Genomic DNA, 17,001 nt, shown 5'->3' on the forward strand with positions numbered 1-17,001 from the left:
ACCGAGGCGATCCCTCTGGTTACCCGTTGGGCCGTGCCGGTGACCCGAAACGACCGGGTCGGTGCGGCCGGTATGGTTGCGGCCGTCTCGGATGACGTCTGCGATGAAGCCTTTTCTGTCGGGCCGGAGGCTCGGCAAACCGGCCATATCCGCCCTGCCTTCATCCGTTACGTCCAACGTGACAACACCGGTGGCCGCCAGCTGCTTGAATTACCCGGGGTGTATCTGGCGCCATTTCAGAAAGCCGATGTGGACACATTGACAGCGGGTCGTAACCGGCATCTTTCGTTGGCCGGCGTCATCGGCTTTTTCAGGGGAGAGGGCGTCACATTGGTGAGTAGCGCAGAAAGAGTAGAAAGAACCGTGGGGGATGGCCGCGGGCCGTTCACCCGGCACGACCTGTTCCGTGATCTGGATCTGCTTCCACCGGTCCGCGGGTTTCCGACGGACGGTGATCCGGATGTGTTTCGCCGTCTTGGCGGGCGCCGGCCCACAACCACGGCCGTCTCAGCAGTCTCAGCCGTTTCGGCAGGTGGGGCGGACGCGTCCGTGCCATCAAGGTCCTCGTCGCTGCCGGCGTCGTCGTCGACAGCATCATCGCTGACAGCATTGGCGGTAGCCCGATGAAACTCACCATCCTGGGTTGTTCGGGTACCTATCCCGGGCCCCGATCGGCGTGTTCGTCCTACCTGGTCGAATCGGACGGCTTCCGGCTCGTGCTGGACGCCGGGAACGGCTCTATGGGCGAGTTGCAGCGGCACTGCGACCTGCGGGACGTGGACGCCGTCCTCGTCTCCCACCTGCACGGTGACCACTGCCTCGATCTCGTGGTGAGCGCCTACGCCCGGCGGTACCACCCGGAAGGCATGCCTCCGAAACTTCCCGTCTACGGGCCCATCAACACCCAGGAACGTCTGTGTGCCGCGTTCGAGCGCTGGCCCGAGGACTCCCTGGCTGATATCTACGACTTCCAGACGATCAGTCCTGGACGGTTGAACGTGGGTCCTTTCCAGATCGATCTGGAAAGGGTCGCGCACCCGGTCGAGGCCTTCGGTATGCGGTTGACCGCGGATGGGCGTTCCCTGACCTACTCCGGTGACACCAGCGCCTGCGACGAGCTGGTTCAGCTTGCTCGGGATTCGGATCTGTTCCTGTGCGAGGCCGCTTTCATGGATGTCCCGGACAACCCGCCTGGCATTCACCTGTCGGGGCGTGAGGCAGGTGAGCACGCCGCCAAGGCCGGGGTGGGCCGTCTGGTGCTCACCCATCTCGTGCCCTGGGGTAATACGGAACGCAGTCACGAGGAGGCGGCAGGTGCCTTTGACGGTCCGTTGACCGTCGCCGAAACAGGGGCTGTCTACGAGCTGTAAGGGCGTTTCCGGGGCTGGGCAGGCCGAGTTCCGCCGGTCGGCCTGGGACGAACGTCGCCGGACAGTGTTCTGTCGGGCGCGGCCGTCCCGGGCCGACCGTGTTGCTGCGGGCTGCGGGCTGCGGGCTGCGGGCTGCGGGCTGCGGGCTGCGGGGCCGGCCTGGTGCGGTGGGCAGTGGTCCGTGACGGTGACGCCGACCGGTAGGGTCCGACGTCGTGACGCGTTCCGACGGCAGGACATCCGGTGAACTCCGCCCAGTAGTGATTTCCCGTGGCTGGCAGGACCATGCGGAGGGTTCGGCTCTGATCGAGTTCGGGCGAACCCGGGTGTTGTGCGCAGCCTCGGTCACCGAAGGTGTCCCGCGCTGGCGCAAGGGCAGCGGGCTCGGCTGGGTGACCGCCGAGTACGCGATGCTGCCGCGGGCGACGAACACCCGCAACGACCGCGAGTCCGTACGCGGTCGGATCGGTGGCCGCACCCACGAGATCTCCCGGTTGATCGGCCGCAGCCTCCGCACCTGTGTCGATCTGAAGATCCTCGGTGAGAACACGATCGCGATCGACTGTGATGTTCTCGTGGCCGACGGTGGTACCCGGACAGCCTCGATCACCGGCGCCTGCGTGGCGTTGTCGGATGCATGTGCCTGGCTGGGCCGTCCGGGCGCGATGATCCGCAGCGTGGCCGCGGTGAGCGTCGGGGTGGTCGGCGGCCAGGCGGTGCTGGATCTGGCCTACGAGGAGGACGCGGGTGCCGACACCGACATGAACGTGGTCTGTACCGGTGACGGTGACTTCGTCGAGGTACAGGGAACGGCCGAGGGCGTGCCGTTCGACCGGGCCATGCTGGACCAGCTGCTCGATCTGGCCGTCCGCGGGTGCGCGCAGCTCACCGACATCCAGGGGGCGGCGCTCGGCGGGCCGCGTCCGGTTCCCTCGGGCGGGCCGCGCCAGGCGTCCCGCTCGTCCTCCCGATGATCTTCGGTGCTGGTGCGCCGCTCTGGCTGGTGCTGGCGAGCCGTAACGAGGCCAAGCTTGTCGAGTTGCGTCGGATCCTCGCGGCCGCGGGACTCGCCGTTGATCTCGTGTCGTTGCCACCGGGCCCGGATGTACCCGAGACCGGGGCCACCTTCGCCGAGAACGCCCTGATCAAGGCGCGGGATGCGGTGGCGGTGACCGGTCTGCCCGCGGTGGCGGACGATTCGGGTCTGACTGTCGACGCGCTGAACGGCATGCCCGGGGTACTTTCGGCGCGATGGTCCGGAGCGCGTCCGCAGGCCTCTCGGGTGGAGCGGGACGTCGCCAACAACACCCTCATGCTCGCCCAGCTGGCCGACGTGCCCGACGAGCGCCGTGGTGCGGCCTTTGTCTGCGCCGCCGCCGTGGTGACGCCGGACGGCACTGAATGGGTCGTGCACGGGGAGATGCGCGGGCGGCTGGTGCGGGCACCTCGCGGGGATGGTGGCTTCGGCTACGACCCGCTGTTCCTGCCGGACGGATACGACCGGACCAGCGCCGAGCTCACGGCCGCGGAGAAGGACGCGATCAGCCATCGGGGGCGGGCTTTCGGGGAGCTCGCGGGCGTCCTGCGCGGGCCGGGAGCAGCCTGACCGCGTCTTCTGGCCGTATCCGCTTATCGGGGGCTCTTACATCCTGATGTTTCAGGATGTGTTCGGATGTGCCCGAAGTGTTCGGTGGGAGGCCTGCGGGCCGAGTATCTGGATACTTTCCGTGAGTGGGCCACCGACGCTCGGCGGGCAGTGCCGAAATCCGGCAAAAGGCCTGGCTATGGACCACATCAAACCGGGTACATGGATGCCAATCGCCGTGTAAGCTAGAACGACCTGTAGTCGATCAGTGACTATTTGCTATCGGCAAGGTAGGTTAAGGACGCGACTGAGGTGTCCGGGTCGTTCCCATCCGTCCCCGACTCGTGACACCCCAGTCGCGTCCTCGATCACTCTGGGTGGTGGCCGAACCGACCGGGGCGCGCACTGTCCGCGCCAGAACGCGGTGGCCGTTCCCGTGTGACCCACGACTCGCCACACGGCACGGAGCGAGGATCGCTGACTAGGCTCAGAGATTGTGTCTGCCGGGGAAGAAGTCGCGGTGCGTCATCCCGAGCGCGGCCGCGGCGACGCCCCTGGCGCCGGGGCGTAGGGACGGCGTCGATGGCTGCTGTGTACCTGGTCCGCCACGGCCAGGCATCCTTCGGTAAGCCGGACTACGACCGGTTGTCCGACCGTGGGCACCGACAGTCCCGGCTCATCGGGGTGATGCTGCGCCAGCGTGGCGTGGTCTTCGACAAAGTGTGCACCGGGGCGATGCGGCGCCATCGGGAGACCGCCACCGATGCCCTGGCCGGATGGGCGGCCGGTGCCACGCGTGCGACGGGAACCGGGCGGGCACCCGAATGCGACGAGCGCTGGAACGAGTACAACACCGAGGACGTCATCGCCTGCCATGCCCCACCCGCACCGGAAGGCACCCTGCTCCAGCCGACTCCGCGTGTGTTCCAGGCACTGCTGGACGCTGCTCTGACGAGCTGGATCGAGGCGGGGGACGCCAGCGGATGCGCGGAGACCTGGCCGGTGTTCGCAGCCCGCGTCCGCGCGGGTCTGGAGCATGTGCTGGCCGGTATGGGCAGCGGTCGTACCGCGCTGGTGTTCACGTCGGCCGGCCCGATCACGGCCGTGTGCGCGTCCCTGCTCGGGCTGCCGCCAACCGGGTTCCAGGCGCTGAACCGGGTGATGGTCAACGCCAGCGTGACGAAGGTCGTCGCCGGTCGGGGTGGCATCAGTCTGGTATCGATCAACGAACATGCTCACCTCGAAGGCGGCGAGAGCGACCTGGTGACCTACCGGTAGGGCCGAACGCCCGCCCGGTCGCACCGTCACGCCAGGCTCGGCCCCCGCGACCGGAGCGCCGTCATCCGGACGGAGGAGGTCATTCGAGCCAGAGGACCCGCAGGACGGTGATGGTGAGCCACCGTTCCTCGACCGTGTAGAGCATCACGCCGAACGGGCTCATCGACGCCGACCACTGGTCTTCGCGTTTGCTGTATGTTCCGTGCCGCTGTGGGTCGGCGGTCAGGACGTCGAGCAGGAGATGCAGCTCTCGGCGGGCTACGCCCGGCAGGACGTCACGCTGTTCTTCGGCGTAGGTCACCCATCGCACCGTGTACCGGGCCATCGGTGTCCTCCGGGTGCGTGTGCGGGTAGCTGGTCGTGCGACCGAACACCGTGTGGTCGCCAGCCGCTGCCCGACGCCGGTCCGCGTCGATCCCTTCCTGGATCTCCGGATTCGCGCACAGTACCGCCATCGGCCACCACCGTTCGACCACGTCCTGGACCGCGTCCAGATCGAAACGGTCGTCGGCGTGGGCCAGGGCCGCTCGAAACTCCGCCTCGAACTCGGCCCGGCGTTCCGCATCCAGGGCGGCGTGGACAGCCGGCCCCGTCTTGTCCACCCGGATCCGCACCCCGTACAGCGGGGTCGTCACGTCCGCGTCAGCCATGGCTCCATTGTCGCGGCCTGCTCGCCGACATCGCAGTCGGGGCATGCCGACGCCGTGGCCCGACGGCTGTCCGTACTGACGATACGGATGGACGGTGACGCTCAGTCGTGACCAGTTGGAGACGGCGCGAAGCCGGGCATTGCTACTCCATGCTCCTTCGCGGAGGTCACGCCATATCATGAATACATCATTTCAGGGTGAAGATATCCAGGTCTACAGGTTACGGCAGTGCTAACCGGTGATTATGCATCAGCCAAGGGATTGCGGGCGCGATCTTGTTGGCAATCAGGCCGGACGCTCAATCAACGTTTCCAATAAAGCGATTGAATGCGATCGAAAAATCTTGACATCGGGTGTTCCCGCGAACAAATATGACACGTGTCCTTCGCGGGTCCCGGCGTGCAAACGACGGGACGATCCTCGCGGCCAGTACCAGGCACCACCAGCTCTTCTCACCGAACGGAGTTGCAAGTGGGCCTCGCCGGCACTCGGCACACCACCTCCACCGCCGTGCAGAACGCCGCCGTGCAGGACATCACCGGGGTACAACAAGCCGTCATCGACGCCTTTGCTCCCGGGTGGCGGCACGACCCGTACCGAAGCTACGAAGTGCTGCGTGACGCCGGTCCGTTCGTTCCGGGACCGCCTGGTACCCGCTCGGTACCCCGCTACACCGAATGCGACGCCATACTGCCGAATCCGGCCTGGAGCCATACCGAGGAGTCCGAGCTGCTCCATCCGAACAGCGAGGTGGAACTGCCGGGATCATTCCTCTGGATGGAGCCGCCGGACCACACTCGGCTGCGAGGGCTGGTGAGCAAGGTGTTGGTTTCAGTCTCGGTCCGCACTACTGCCTGGGAGCGCCCCTGGCCCGGATGGAGGCGGAAACGGCGATCCGTACGCTTCTCCAGCGGGCCCCCGCACTGACCTCGGCCACCGACACCCTCACCTACCTCCCCAGCCTCATCCACCGAGGGATGACGTCCTTCCGTTCAACCTTTCCTGACCGGGCTCACCTCGGGCATCCAGGGACGGAAGCGGTCCCGCTCCAGTACCGGTCCCGCTCCAGTACCGGTCCCGCTCCAGTACCGGTCCCGCTCCAGTACCGGTCCCGCTCCAGTACGGTGCCGGGATGAACCTGGACGCGGGTGAGGCGCGCGGTCGGTTTGCCGCGGCGAGGGTCGCCCGGCTGGCCACGGTGGACGCGGACGGCCGGCCGCACCTGGTGCCCGTGACGTTTGCGTCGCATGACGACGTGATTGTTACCGCCGTCGATCATAAACCCAAACGGTCGACGGCCCTGAAACGGCTGACGAACATTACCGCTGATCCACGGGTGAGCCTGATTGTCGACCATTATGCCGAGGACTGGAATACGCTGTGGTGGGCCCGTGCCGACGGCATCGCCCATATTGTCGAGGGTGGTCCGACCTGGCGGGAGGCGATTGACCGGCTGGTGGCAAAATATGCCCGGTACCGGGAAAGTCCCCCCGGCGGTCCGGTCATCCTGGTGGACGTCCATCGCTGGTCCGGCTGGTCCTACAGCGACGGACAGTAAATGCCGACAGTTGTTTGCCGGATGGCGAGATCGTGATTTCTTGGTGTCATTCGGTGGGTTTCTGGTTCATGTGCCCGGCTGCCCACGCCCGGATCCGTTGAACAACGGCCGGGTGGGCATCGGTTGTTTCGACCCGGTCGAACAGAATTGCCGGGTCGACGAGTCGTTCCTGTACGAGCGCGTCGGCGAATGCGAAGTCCTTCGGTCGTCCGGCGATCAGCTTGGACACTACACAGTCATGTGGATCGAGACAGTAACCTCGTCCAGGCGCGGTGCTTGCCGTCTCGATGACGATGACCCGATCCCGCCATCCCTTGGGTAAGACGGCCGTCGAGACGCTGACCCCCTGTGCGTAGTAGCCGAATGTCTCGTGGAACGGTGAAAGCTCGCCGATCGCGCCGTCAACCAGGTCGGCTTTGGCGTCGTCGACATCGTCGAAGAACGCGATGTCGACTTCCATCGAGGCTGTCGCCTCTACTGGTAGCCGGTCCTCGGAAATCGCGGCCAGGACCGACTGGCTTCCTATGACGAGGATCTCCGGATCCTGCGCGATCGTCGACGCCGCCCGCAGGACGTGTTCGAGCTGCTCGCGTTTCACGCGACGTGGTCCTTCCGCCACCATGCGCGGAAAGCCGCTAGTGCGGCCAGCCGGTCCCGCTCGGGAAGTACACCCGCGAACGGCGAGTTCTGCCTGAGTTCGACGGCCTGTTGAGACCGGGATGTCAACACGTCCAGGACCGTATCGACCCCCGCGTCGAGCACATCCTGCCACTGCGTGAGCCACCGGGCGGTCATCCCGGTCGGATGAACCTGCCGTAGCCGGTCGAGATTGGACCGCGCCCTGGTCATCGTCCCTCCGGGGTCCAGCACCAGCCGACCTGCCACCGCGTGATGCAGCCACAGCGCCCGAGCGGCCTCACGGGTGAGTGCCCGGCCGGCGAACGCGTCGACATCCTTGCGGTGGAGTCTGCGGTGGGTGCCGACCGTCTCGAAGGGCAGCAGCCCTTGCCGGCACAGGTCGACCACGTGCTGGCGGGAGGTTCCCAGCAGCGCGGCTGCCTGGCCGGTCGTGAGCCGGTCCGGACCGGTGGCGTCAACGGTCATGAATCACATGATCCGTAATAAACCCAAAAAACACAAGAGCTCTGCTCGGTTACCTAGCCTGGGGTCAGTGGGAGCGGCTCGTCGTCCGGGATGCGGTGGATGCCCGGGACGTGGGGGTCGAGCTCGCCCGGTTCGAACCGGCACAGTTTGACGGCCCACCAGAAGCGGCCGGCCGGGTTGCCGTGCAGCTTGTAACGGCCGTCGGGCAGAAACGCCGCCCAGCCGTCCTCCGGCAGGGCCACGAGCACGGCGAGCCACCCGCCGCCCGCCGCGTTCCAGAGCCGGATCGTGCCGTCGTCACCGACGGTGGCGACGCGGGTGCTGTCGGGGGAGAAGGCCACCGACCGCACCGGCCCGCTGTGACCGGTGCGCCGGGTGTGTCCGTCGCCGCCCACCGCCCAGACCTGAAGTGTGCCGTCGTCACCGCCGCTGGCGATGCGGGTGCCGTCCGGGGAGAAGGCCACCGACCACACCGGCCCGCCGTGGCGGGTGCCGCGACGGAAGGGGAGATTATCTTCGGTTCCGTCGGCGTTCCAGAGCCGTACCGTGCCGTCGTTGCCGCCGGTGGCGATGCGGGTGCCGTCCGGGGAGAAGGCCACCGACAGCACCGGTCCCTTGTGGCCGCGGAGTGTCTGGGGACGACGTCTCATCCCGCGCAGCGGCCAGATCCGTACTGTCGAGTCGCCGCTGGCACTGGCGAGCCGGGCGCCGTCGGGGGAGAACGCCAGCGACCACACCGGCCCGTTGTGGTCGGTGAGGCGGGCCTGGGCCATTCCCGCCACCGCCCAGAGTCGTACCCTGCCGCCGTTGTCCCCGCTGGCGACGCGGGTGCCGTCGGGGGAGAACGCCACCGCCAGCGCCGGCCCGCTGTGCTCGGTCAGGCGAGTCCGCTGTTCTCCGCTTGCGGCGTCCCAGAGTATGACCGTGGCGTCGTCGCTTGCGGTGGCGAGGCGGGTACCGTCAGGGGAGAAGGCTGCGGACCGTACCCGGTTGGTATGGCCGGTGAGCTGGTGCCGTCCGGTGCCGATGGTGGTGTTCCAGATCCGTACCGCTCTCCCGGCGGCGATGATCCGGGTGCCGTCGGGAGAGAACGCCACCGACCGGACCCGGTCGTTGTGCACGGTGCGGAGCGCCTGTTCGGTTCCGGTGGTGGTGTCCCAGATGTGGACGGTGCCGTCGGTTCCGGCGGTGGCGAGATGGGTGCCGTCGGGGGAGTAGGCCAGCGACTGCACGGGTCCGTCATGGCCGGCGCGGAGCGCCTGCCTGGTGCCGGTGGCGGCGTCCCAGATGTGGACGGTGCCGTCATCGCTGCCGGTGGCGAGGTGGGTGCCGTCGGGGGAGTAGGCCAGCGACTGCACGGGTCCGTCATGGCCGGTGCGGAGCGCCTGTTCGGTTCCGGTGGTGGTGTCCCAGACGCGGGCGCCGTCGGTTCCGATGGTGACGAGGTGGGTGCCGTCGGGGGTGTAGGCCACCTGCCAGACCCACCCGGAGTGGCGAGCGAGGAGTGCCTGTCCGGTGCCGGTGGTGGTGTCCCAGATGCGGACGGCACCGTTGTCGCTGCTGGTGGCGAGGTGGGTGCCGTCCAGGGAGAAGGCCACCGACCGCACTTTCCCGGTCTGGCCGGCCAGAAACGCCTGTCCGGTGCCGGTGGTGGTGTCCCAGATGCGGACGGTGCCGTCGTCGCTGCCGGTGGCGATGCGGGTGCCGTCGGGGGAGAACGCCAGCGACCATACCTGCCCGGTGTGGCCGGTCAGGACACGGCGGGCCTGCCCGCTCGGCCGGTCGGCGAGGATGACCGCGTTGCCGGAACTGTAGGCGAGAAGGTCGCTGTCGGTCGGGCTGAAGGCGACGCTCCTGACCGGTCCCGCGGCCAGCGCGAAGGTGAGAACCGCCCGGTCACGGCCGATGACCGACGCTTCGGCGAGTTCCGGGCCGCCGCGGGTGTCCGGGTCGACAAGGCAGTTGATCAATGTGGCGCGGCGCCAGTCGCCGCCGTCGAGGGCCGCGCCCGTCAGGTCGCAGCCGATCAGCCTGGTGTCGATGAGCCGGGCGGCGGTCAGGTCCGCGCCGGTGAGCCGGGTGTCGGTCAGGACGGCACGGTCGAGCCGGGCGCCGGTGAGGTCCGCGCCGGTGAGGTCCGTGTCTGTGATGCGGGTGTCGGTGAGATCGGCTCCGGTGAGGTCGGCGCGCACCAGGCTGCGTCCCGACAGGTCCTGACCAGCCAGGTTCGCCCCGGCGAGGCGGGCGGCGACGATGAGCTCGGCGCCGAGATGACGGGCGATCGCCAGGGCGTTGGTCTGGGCGGCCTGGGACGTGTCCGTGCCGGCGGTAACTATCCGCGCCCATCTGATAGCGACATCGTTGCCGGCGAGGGTGCAGAAGAAGTCGACCATGAGCGGCGACATCGCCCGGTTTTCCAACGCTCCCGGCCGGGCCGGGTCCGTGCCCGTCTCGCCGGATACGTAGCCGGATGTGTCGACGGACGGGGGTCCGGTGAGCTGCCCGGCCGCGTGCTGGGCGACCAGGAACTCGGTGACCGAGGAGTGGATGAACGTGAAGCCGCCGTCGTCGGCGCGGACGAGAAGGCTGCCGGAGCCGACCAGGTGCGCGGCCTGGTCCTCGTCAAGCCCGTGGTCGGCAAGAGTGGTCAGAGTCGAGCTGGTGGTCGCGGTCAGTTCGCTGAGGCTGATCAGTCGTTCGGTGCTGCCCCACAGCCGTAGCGCCAGGGCGGTGACTGCCGCCCAGCGCTGGGCGGCGGTCAGGGTGGGCGCGGCGCCGGCCGGCTGGGTGCGGTTCTCCTCGAAGTCCAGCCACTTGGACAGCAGTTCCTTGTACAGGTCGGCGGAACCGATGCTGCCCTCGCGGGCCTGGACGTCGCGGAGCCGTTCCTCGTCCAGTTCGGCGATGAAACCCAGCATGCGAGGGTTCCGGGCCAGCCCGAGAAGATCACGGATGTCACGGATGAGGGCCAGCCGGGCCGCGGCGGCCCGTTCGGCGGTTACCCATGCCCGCTTGCAGGCTGCCCGCGGCTGGTCGCCGTCACCGACGGTGGTGGGCCGGCGGTCGAACAGGTTGACGAGAAACGCGTGGATCTGGCCGTCGGTGAAGTCCTCCAGCTGGGCGAGTCTGCTCGCGGCCACCCGCTCCACGTTCCGGCCGAGGGCGGTACGGACCTGGTCGTCGTTCAGGAAATGCTGGCTGCGGCTACTCACCACGATCTTGGCGTTGCCGTCCACGGCGGACAGCAGCGTGTGCAGATGATCGGCGGCCCGTTCGTAGCTGACCCGCAACGCCAACTCGTCGAAACCGTCGAACAGCAGCACCACCCGGCCGGACCGCAGCAGGTAGCCGAACTTCGCCCGGTCGAAGGTTTCCTCGCCGGTGGCCATGAAATGCGCGGCGACGAGCTCGTCCACACTGTGCGCCTTTCCAGTGCGCGAAGCTCGACGAGCATCGGGATCAGGTGCGGCAGCCGGGACGGCAGCTGGCGGGCCAGCTCGTGCAGCAGGAACGTCTTCCCACGGCCGAAATCGGCGAGCAGCAGGACGATACCGTGGCCCGTCCACGGCCAGCCAGCTCGCGACCTCGCCGAGCGCGTCCTCGGTCGGCGGTGCGGCCGGCTGGTCCAACCGGGTCAGGCGCTGCGGCACATATAGGGCCGGCGGGTACAGCGGGTCCGCCTCCAGGCGGGCCGTCTGCCGGGCCAGGTAGCCGCGAAGGTCCAGCAGGCCCTGGTATTCGACGAAACTGACCAGCCGCACCCCGCGGCGCAGTGCGGCCCGCGCCAGATCGTCGTCCGCCCGCGGCCCGCCGTAGACGAGGTCGGAGACCAGATGCTGGTCACCCGCGGCGTAGTGAGCGTGCACCCGCCCGGCGAACTCCTCCACCGCGGCCAGGTCGGCGCCATGTTCGTACACCCCGACCGGTCGCTGTTCCACCAGCGTGCCGGGCCGGGCCACCGCCACCCGCAGATAGGTCGGTGTGCCGGCGGTGCCATTGGTGGGGGTGACGGTCGCGTCCTTGTTCCGCAGCCGGGCCACCTCGATCACCCGGGTGAGGAAGGTGTCCGGACGCGCGAAGATCTCGCCCGTGTCGTCGGGGTGTCGCCGGAACGGCATCCGCTCCGCGGCATCGTGGTCGTCGTCCTCAGGCAGACCGGCTGGGGGTCGGAAGGGGGGATCGCGCCACCGGCAGGGCCGCGCCCGTGTTGGGCCAGGACCGGCTGATCCGCGTAATCCGCATGATCCCCGCGTCCGGTTCGTTCCCGTCATCTGCCGACCCGCGCGGGGCGCCCGACGCCTGTGTATGGCGGGACAGGCCGGCTGCGTCGATCCGCAGCAGCTGGGAGGCCCCACGGGTGGCCAGGACGGGCACGTCCACCTCGCCCAGCGTCGTGACCCCGTCATTCGAGTTACCGGCCGGGTTGCCGCCGTGCAGCAGCAGGTTCACATCTGGGCCGACTATCGTGGTGAACCCGTCCGCGTCCCGCAGGAGTTCATCCTGGTTGGCGCTGTCGTCGCACCTGGATGGCCGGGCCGGGTTGTGATGGATGGCGCCGATACGCAGCCAGCCACGCTGGGCATACTCCCGCAGCCGCTCGGCGAACCAGCCGCATTGGTTCTCGCCGAGCAGCCCGTACCGGTCCTGCGGGCGGTGGCTGACCGCCATGGTCGAGTTCAGTCCCGCGACGACGACCTTCAGATCGTCCATCGTGAACAGGGACCATTCCCGGCCCACGACAAAGGAGTGCTCGATCGCGCTGTCACCGTAGAATTCGCCCAGCATCCGCAGGAAAGGACGCCATTTCGGAAAGTACGGCGCGACCGGGTTTCTCTCCTCTGCCTCGCAGGTGAGGAAATATGCCTGGCAGGCGGAATGGTTCACGTCCCGGTCGCCGGGGACGATCGCCACCCGCTGCCGGGGCAGCCCAAGCCCATCGGCAAGATCTGAAAGGAACGTCGCGGCCTGGTCGAACTCGCTGGGCCGGCCGTGCTCGGTGAGATCGCCGGTGACCACCAGTAGGTCGGGGGTGAGCCCCGCACGGCGGGTCTGCTCGGCTATGCGGTCGAGCAGGCCGGCGCCGTTGCCTGGGTCGGTGGTGTTGAAACGCAGGTCCGACAGGTGGAGCACGACCACCGCGGTGCGTGCACCGACCGGACCCACCGACGCCTGGTTCCCACCAGCCCCGGGGAAGTCCGGCGGCAGCGACGAACGAGGAGCGACCGGAGCCTGAGCGTTCGGGAAAGGCGGTTCGTCGACGGGTTTCGCCCTTCCCTTCAACGTTTCCTCGAGTTTTTTCAACAGCACTGCACGGGCCGCGTCCGCTGCCAGGTTGAACAGGTCGAAGGACACGACCGCGCCGAGCAGGCCCGGGCGGGGGCAGTCCTCGACGCGGATGGGGATCAGTTTCCGGTCGGTGCCACGCGGATCATCCAGCCATGCCGCTTCCCACTCGGCCGCGCCGTAGACCGACCTCAGGTAGGCGTTCGAGAGAACCGCGATCGTGCGATCCGCGTGTTGGACGCCGTCCTGCATCACCGCTGACCAGTGCGATCCGGCGACCATGTCCCACGCCTGCAGCAGTACCCGGTCACCGGCGGCTTCCAGCTGCCAGGCGATCCACTCCGCCCAGGCCAGATCCGCCTGGGTATAGGAGACGAAGAAATCCCAGCCGTCCGCTGCGGACCCGTCCGCCGCGTTCTCGCGTTGCCCAGCCCCCATACCCACACAGCCTGCCAGACCCTATGTGCAGCGTGTCGGTAGGCCGCGGCGCGGTTCACGACGTCCTGTTATACGTCAGGTGGCTCGGTCGACGATGAGAGCCGGCTCTACATTAGTCAGCCATGAGGAACGGGCCGGCAGCGGCTGACGAAGATGACGCCGTGGTGACCAACGGCCTCGCGGCGGATGGCGGGCAAGGCGGCGCGCAGGACAACGTCACCATGCGGTTGACCGAGCACGAGGCGCAGGCCAACCTGCTCGCCGTTCTGCAGCTGTGCGCCGCGGGCAAGTTGCGGTGCAGCGAAAAGACACAGCGTCCCGGTGCCGCGACCGTCGGCGTTGTCGCATCCGCTCTCCTACAGGGAGACTTCTACCGCGAAGAACCCATCGCGGCTTTCGCGTGGCCGCTTCTCCTGCAGGCAGGCGCACTGGCGGAGCTTGCCGGTGGCCGCCTGCAGCTGACAGCGCGTGGCCGCACCGCGCTGACCAGGCCGGCGGCTGACACGATCCGCCAGCTCTGGCAGCGCTGGGTCAGCCACGCGGTCATTGACGAGATGAGCAGGATCGAAGAGATCAAGGGTCAGCGGTCGGCCCGAGCCCTGACCGCGGCCAAGCCGCGGCGACAGACCGTCGCGCAGGCTCTGGCCGGGTGCAAGCGGGACGAGTGGATTTCCGTTGACGCACTCTTCGCCAGGATGCAGCGCCAGGGCCTGCATCCCTCGGTGGCCCGGGATCCCTGGAAGCTGTACATCGCCGATCCGCAGTACGGAAGCCTGGGTTACGAAGGTTACAGCGAATGGCCGATCCTCGAGGGCAGATACACCCTCTGCATACTGTTCGAATATGCCGGGACGCTCGGTCTGTTCGATGTAGAGTACGATGATCCCGCCGGTGCCCGCGATGACTACTTCGACAACTGGGGCACGGACGACCTTGAATGGCTCAGCCGCTACGACGGTCTTCGGGCCGTCCGGTTGAACGCTCTCGGCGCATATGTTTTCGGCCTGAATCAGAACTACGAAGCCACCGTGGACGACAGTTCCACGGGCAGGGTACTCAAGGTGCTTCCGAACCTTGATATTGTGATTACCGAGGAGGTTCGGCCGGCCGACCAGCTTCTGCTGGACGCATTTGTGGAGCGAAGCTCCGACCGGGTCTGGTCACTCGGCGTCGAGAAACTCCTGGCCGCGATCGACGCGGGCCGCCGGCCGGAGCAGCTCAGGCAGTTCCTGGAAAACCGCGCCCAGAACGAACTGCCATCCACCGTCACCACGTTCTTCGCGGATGTGACCGCTCGTGCCGAACGGTTACGCAATCTCGGGCTGGTACGTCTGGTCGAATGCTCCGATCCGGCGCTTGCCGCACTCATCGCGGGCGATCGCAGGATCCGCCGCTTCTGCCGGCCGGTTGGCGACCGCCATGTCGCCGTCCCGATCGAACATGAGCCCGACTTCCGGAAAGCTCTTCGAGTACTCGGCTACGTCCTCCCCGTCGACCCGGGAGTGTGACCAGCTCGGGGGCGGCGTCGGCGTCAGCGTCGGCATGCCGGGAGAGCCGTGGCCGCTGCGGGCCAGCTCGACGATCGTGGTGATGCGCTGTTGCAACGGCAACAGGAGGTCTAGGCCGAAACGGTCCCTGCCGAGGGTGCAGCCCGCGTCGGCCAGCTGCGTCAGGTATGGCGAGGTCGTCGGTGTTCCCGCAGTGGCCCATCACCACCTTGGTGAGGTCCACACCCTCGCGTTTGAGGAGGTCCAGTGCAAGCAGGCCCGACTGGTTGTGCGGATTCGTATGCACGGTGATGGGGACGCCGGTACGCCGGTGGGTCCCGGCAACCGCAATCATGATTCTTTCGACCCCGGGGGTCATACCCATCGCGTCGATGGCGCGCTTGAGGAAGGCGGCCTTCATGGAGGTGCCGGCGATGCCCTCGGTGATGTCCCGCACGAATAGATCAATCATGGGATCGAGGCCGTTGAACAGCGTGTCGGGCCCGCGGAACTGGAAAGTCATCGGGACGCTGTTGTAGGTGTACACACCGGTGGCAACAATGATATTGATGTCCACCTGTTCGTTGATCCGCTGGATGCGGGGGATATTGCGGCCCTGGGCCGATCACCGTGGGATCCACGATGGTGTCGATACCCCGGTCGGCTAGTTCCCGCAGTTTGACGAAAGCGTCGGCGATGCGTTCCTCCTCGTTCCAGAGGGCGGGATAGTTCTGCCGGATCTCCTCGGTCAGCACGAACACGTGTTCGTGCATGAGGACACTGCCGAGTTGTGTGGTGTCGACCTTTCCTAGAACGGTCTCGACCTGCGTCATCCCGCTCTGCCCTGCCCCATCATCCGATTGCGTAGGTGGTTTCCGGTGTCATAGTGATGGTTTCTACCTACGGTCGGCGGGGTTCACCGGCATCCGTAGGTAGAAACCATCATCATCACCTTGGAAACCACCTACGCTTCCATAACATGATCGGTGCGGGAGGGGGGACTTGAACCCCCACGCCCGAAGGCGGCAGATCCTAAGAGAGCCGCATCGGCGATCTAGCCGCGCTACCAACGCTTACAGCCCCGATCGAACTTCGCAAAGCACCCAAACCACGCGGCACGACTTCCCGCACATTCCATGACGCATTCCACGAATCGCGACGCTCTGTGACCGGCAGCTGCGCGGCGGACCGCGAGCGGTTAGAGCTCGTCCGGTACGCCTGTCCCAGTGATCTCACGCCACACGTCGTCGAACGGCTTCCCGACGGCTCGACGTTCCTCGCGGATGAGCGATACGACGAGCGCAGCGACGTCCTGGAGCTGGTGTTCGCTGGCGAGGGAAAAGGCTTCGAGCGTCACGTCCAGGACCGCACGTGTCGAGCCGAGCCCTTGCAGTAGGTAGCCGGTGAATGCCAAGGACTGAACAAACGGCCCCACGAAAGGTGCGGGGTACTGGCCGAAGAGGTCGCGTCGGACGGTGACGGCTTCTTCGATGGCGACCAGGGCGTCTTCGCGGCGGCCGAGGTCGGCCAGGCGGTTCGACAGGTTGTTCAGGGACATGGCGAGGTCGGGGCGGAAGGCGTCCGGTCGTAGCCGTGCCAGCTCCCGGCCGACTGCGACGGCTTCGGCCTTTCCGAAGGCGTGGGAGTCCTGCTGCTGGAACGGCTCGCGGACGCCCGTCACCACGGCCATCGGGTGTTGGGCCTGGTGCCGGGGTACGGCGGTGAACTCCGACGGCGCGAGCAACGGACTGACCGCGCCGAACGGCCCGTCCCAGGAGCGTGTGATCCGCGACGCGCTGGCCAACGGCCGGCTGGTGGCCGAGACCATCGACGCGGTGGAGGCACACGGTACGGGTACCACCCTCGGTGATCCGATCGAGGCGCAGGCGCTGATTGCCGTCTACGGGCAGGACTGGCGGGAAGACCGGTCGTTGTGGTTGGGGTCGCTCAAATCGAACATCGGACACGCGCAGTCATCCGCGGGCGTGGGCGGTGTCATCAAGATGGTGCTCGCGATGCAGCACGGGGTGTTACCGCGGACCCTGCACGTGGCCGAGCCCACTCCCCACGTGGACTGGTCGGCGGGGGATGTGCGGTTGTTGACCGAGCCGGTGGCGTGGCCGGAGACCGGTCACGCGCGGCGGGCGGGGTGTCGTCGTTCGGTGTCTCCGGCACCAACGCGCATGTGATCGTCGAGGAGGCACCCGCCGTCGAACCCGAACCCGATTCCAATTCCGAGCTGGGTGTC

The 17,001-nt window shown here is 67.5% G+C and carries 14 protein-coding genes and 4 pseudogenes; 8 read left to right on the forward strand and 10 right to left on the reverse strand.

Annotated features, from left to right (window positions below; translation table 11 throughout):
* Nucleotides 1-623 precede the first annotated feature (623 nt).
* From NBW77_RS12505 to NBW77_RS12520, 4 genes are all read left to right on the forward strand, one after another.
* Complete coding sequence (locus NBW77_RS12505; protein WP_131745863.1) at nt 624-1,370, forward strand: MBL fold metallo-hydrolase; 747 nt, start codon at nt 624-626, stop codon at nt 1,368-1,370.
* Nucleotides 1,371-1,585: 215 nt separating this feature from the next.
* The gene (rph, locus tag NBW77_RS12510) at nt 1,586-2,344 is read left to right on the forward strand and encodes a ribonuclease PH (protein ID WP_131745864.1); all 759 of its coding nucleotides are present in this window, start codon (nt 1,586-1,588) and stop codon (nt 2,342-2,344) included.
* The gene (gene rdgB / locus NBW77_RS12515; protein WP_131745865.1) at nt 2,341-2,976 is read left to right on the forward strand and encodes an RdgB/HAM1 family non-canonical purine NTP pyrophosphatase; all 636 of its coding nucleotides are present in this window, start codon (nt 2,341-2,343) and stop codon (nt 2,974-2,976) included. The genes rph and rdgB overlap by 4 nt, the downstream gene beginning before the upstream one ends.
* A 561-nt stretch (nt 2,977-3,537) precedes the next feature.
* Complete coding sequence (locus NBW77_RS12520) at nt 3,538-4,233, forward strand: histidine phosphatase family protein (RefSeq protein WP_131745866.1); 696 nt, start codon at nt 3,538-3,540, stop codon at nt 4,231-4,233.
* Nucleotides 4,234-4,312: 79 nt separating this feature from the next.
* Here the strand turns inward: NBW77_RS12520 and NBW77_RS12525 are convergent, their stop codons facing one another.
* Both NBW77_RS12525 and NBW77_RS12530 read right to left on the reverse strand, forming a co-directional pair.
* Nucleotides 4,313-4,534: a hypothetical protein gene (locus NBW77_RS12525; protein ID WP_242605664.1), complete on the reverse strand. Its 222-nt coding sequence runs from the start codon at nt 4,532-4,534 to the stop codon at nt 4,313-4,315.
* Nucleotides 4,509-4,883 carry a DUF6247 family protein gene (locus NBW77_RS12530; protein ID WP_131745868.1) on the reverse strand — a complete coding sequence of 125 codons (375 nt, stop codon included), beginning with the start codon at nt 4,881-4,883 and terminating at the stop codon, nt 4,509-4,511. Before NBW77_RS12530 ends, NBW77_RS12525 begins: the two co-directional genes overlap by 26 nt.
* A gap of 677 nt (nt 4,884-5,560) precedes the next feature.
* Here NBW77_RS12530 and NBW77_RS12535 point away from each other — a divergent pair.
* Complete coding sequence (locus tag NBW77_RS12535; RefSeq protein WP_250279737.1) at nt 5,561-6,019, forward strand: cytochrome P450; 459 nt, start codon at nt 5,561-5,563, stop codon at nt 6,017-6,019.
* Nucleotides 6,016-6,441: a TIGR03668 family PPOX class F420-dependent oxidoreductase gene (locus tag NBW77_RS12540; RefSeq protein ID WP_131745869.1), complete on the forward strand. Its 426-nt coding sequence runs from the start codon at nt 6,016-6,018 to the stop codon at nt 6,439-6,441. Before NBW77_RS12535 ends, NBW77_RS12540 begins: the two co-directional genes overlap by 4 nt.
* Nucleotides 6,442-6,487: 46 nt before the next feature.
* On the opposite strand, the gene NBW77_RS12545 is transcribed toward NBW77_RS12540, so the two are convergent.
* Genes NBW77_RS12545 through NBW77_RS12560 form a run of 4 tightly spaced genes read right to left on the reverse strand, consistent with a single transcriptional unit; the run spans nt 6,488 to nt 13,266 of the window.
* Complete coding sequence (locus tag NBW77_RS12545) at nt 6,488-7,039, reverse strand: DUF6036 family nucleotidyltransferase (protein ID WP_131745870.1); 552 nt, start codon at nt 7,037-7,039, stop codon at nt 6,488-6,490.
* A complete protein-coding gene (locus NBW77_RS12550) occupies nt 7,036-7,545 on the reverse strand; it encodes a helix-turn-helix domain-containing protein (RefSeq protein WP_131745871.1) in 510 nt (169 codons plus the stop codon). Before NBW77_RS12550 ends, NBW77_RS12545 begins: the two co-directional genes overlap by 4 nt.
* Nucleotides 7,546-7,598: 53 nt before the next feature.
* A complete protein-coding gene (locus tag NBW77_RS12555; protein WP_250279738.1) occupies nt 7,599-11,663 on the reverse strand; it encodes a WD40 domain-containing protein in 4,065 nt (1,354 codons plus the stop codon).
* 28 nt (nt 11,664-11,691) lie between these two features.
* The gene (locus NBW77_RS12560; protein WP_250279739.1) at nt 11,692-13,266 is read right to left on the reverse strand and encodes a TIR domain-containing protein; all 1,575 of its coding nucleotides are present in this window, start codon (nt 13,264-13,266) and stop codon (nt 11,692-11,694) included.
* A 161-nt stretch (nt 13,267-13,427) separates the two neighbouring features.
* On the opposite strand from NBW77_RS12560, the gene NBW77_RS12565 reads away from it, so the two are divergent.
* Complete coding sequence (locus NBW77_RS12565; protein WP_242605666.1) at nt 13,428-14,774, forward strand: helicase-associated domain-containing protein; 1,347 nt, start codon at nt 13,428-13,430, stop codon at nt 14,772-14,774.
* A 60-nt stretch (nt 14,775-14,834) separates the two neighbouring features.
* Here NBW77_RS12565 and NBW77_RS22830 read toward each other — a convergent pair.
* From NBW77_RS22830 to NBW77_RS12570, 4 genes and pseudogenes are all read right to left on the reverse strand, one after another.
* A pseudogene (locus tag NBW77_RS22830) lies at nt 14,835-14,939 on the reverse strand (hypothetical protein); the annotation flags it as partial.
* Nucleotides 14,940-14,958: 19 nt separating this feature from the next.
* Nucleotides 14,959-15,360 (reverse strand): annotated as a pseudogene (locus tag NBW77_RS22835) (phosphotriesterase family protein); the annotation flags it as partial.
* A gap of 22 nt (nt 15,361-15,382) precedes the next feature.
* Nucleotides 15,383-15,586 (reverse strand): annotated as a pseudogene (locus tag NBW77_RS22840) (phosphotriesterase family protein); the annotation flags it as partial.
* Between the two features lie 365 nt (nt 15,587-15,951).
* Entirely contained in the window at nt 15,952-16,443 is a 492-nt protein-coding gene (locus tag NBW77_RS12570) for a tetratricopeptide repeat protein (protein ID WP_131745874.1), read from the reverse strand.
* On the opposite strand from NBW77_RS12570, the pseudogene NBW77_RS12575 reads away from it, so the two are divergent.
* Nucleotides 16,360-17,001, forward strand: a pseudogene (locus NBW77_RS12575) (ketoacyl-synthetase C-terminal extension domain-containing protein); the annotation flags it as partial. The gene NBW77_RS12570 and the pseudogene NBW77_RS12575 overlap by 84 nt on opposite strands.

Origin of the sequence: Frankia sp. Cppng1_Ct_nod (assembly GCF_920656135.1) — a bacterium.
In the GTDB taxonomy this organism is placed as follows: domain Bacteria; phylum Actinomycetota; class Actinomycetes; order Frankiales; family Frankiaceae; genus Protofrankia; species Protofrankia meridionalis.

Excerpts from the sequence above, each read along its gene's own strand:
- NBW77_RS12505 (WP_131745863.1), top strand. The coding sequence starts at position 624 with ATGAAACTCACCATCCTGGGTTGTTCGGGTACCTATCCCGGGCCCCGA.
- rdgB (WP_131745865.1), top strand. The coding sequence starts at position 2,341 with ATGATCTTCGGTGCTGGTGCGCCGCTCTGGCTGGTGCTGGCGAGCCGT.
- NBW77_RS12520 (WP_131745866.1), top strand. The coding sequence starts at position 3,538 with ATGGCTGCTGTGTACCTGGTCCGCCACGGCCAGGCATCCTTCGGTAAG.
- NBW77_RS12530 (WP_131745868.1), bottom strand. The coding sequence starts at position 4,883 with ATGGCTGACGCGGACGTGACGACCCCGCTGTACGGGGTGCGGATCCGG.
- NBW77_RS12535 (WP_250279737.1), top strand. The coding sequence starts at position 5,561 with ATGCGACGCCATACTGCCGAATCCGGCCTGGAGCCATACCGAGGAGTC.
- NBW77_RS12540 (WP_131745869.1), top strand. The coding sequence starts at position 6,016 with ATGAACCTGGACGCGGGTGAGGCGCGCGGTCGGTTTGCCGCGGCGAGG.
- NBW77_RS12550 (WP_131745871.1), bottom strand. The coding sequence starts at position 7,545 with ATGACCGTTGACGCCACCGGTCCGGACCGGCTCACGACCGGCCAGGCA.
- NBW77_RS12555 (WP_250279738.1), bottom strand. The coding sequence starts at position 11,663 with ATGCCGTTCCGGCGACACCCCGACGACACGGGCGAGATCTTCGCGCGT.
- NBW77_RS12560 (WP_250279739.1), bottom strand. The coding sequence starts at position 13,266 with ATGGGGGCTGGGCAACGCGAGAACGCGGCGGACGGGTCCGCAGCGGAC.
- NBW77_RS12570 (WP_131745874.1), bottom strand. The coding sequence starts at position 16,443 with ATGGCCGTGGTGACGGGCGTCCGCGAGCCGTTCCAGCAGCAGGACTCC.